Source organism: Verticiella alkaliphila (genome assembly GCF_018904615.1).
Classification (GTDB): domain Bacteria; phylum Pseudomonadota; class Gammaproteobacteria; order Burkholderiales; family Burkholderiaceae_B; genus Verticiella; species Verticiella alkaliphila.
In genome coordinates, this window is sequence record NZ_JADCNH010000109.1 from 1 (window position 1) to 712 (window position 712).

The 712-nt window shown below is 59.6% G+C and carries 1 protein-coding gene; it reads left to right on the top strand.

The genetic code is table 11. The features are described from left to right. Positions 1-696: IS3 family transposase (locus IMZ29_RS22435; protein ID WP_216188481.1), on the top strand; the 696-nt coding region annotated here is incomplete at its 5' end. Positions 697-712: the final 16 nt, after the last annotated feature.

The window sequence follows — 712 nt, forward strand, 5'->3', positions numbered from 1 at the left end:
CTGCTGCGCCTGACCGACAATCATCGGACCTGGGGCTTCATGCTGTGCTTTTTGTACCTGCGCAATGTCCGTGGCTTGGGCTGGAACCACAAGCGCGTGTACCGCATCTACAAAGAACTGGAGCTGAACCTGCGCATCAAGCCGCGCAAACGGCTGGTCCGGCAGATGCCGGAGCCGCTAGCGGTTCCTGGCGCCATCAACGAAGTTTGGTCGATGGACTTCATGCATGACCAGTTGGCCGACGGGCGCAGCATCCGGACCTTGAATGTGATCGATGACTTCAACCGGGAGGCGCTAGGCATCGAGGTGGACTTCTCACTTCCTGCTGCTCGGGTAGCGCGAGTGTTGAACCAGATCATCGAGCATCGGGGACGGCCGCTGGCGATTCGCTGCGACAACGGGCCGGAATACGCGGGCTCGACGCTATTGGCCTGGGCGCAAAAGCGGGGCATCAAGCTCGACTTCATCCAGCCCGGCAAGCCGCAGCAAAATGCCTATATCGAGCGGTTCAACCGGACGGCCAGGTACGAATGGCTGTCGCAGTACGAGTGGGAAGACCTGGAGCATGTGCAGGACCACGCCACTCGCTGGATGTGGTCCTACAATAACGAGCGCCCAAATATGGCCTTGGGTGGGTTCACACCAAAGCAGCGGCTGGCCATGGCCGCATCAGTTTCTACTTCTGCGACCCAGTAAAAATGGGGGCATTACC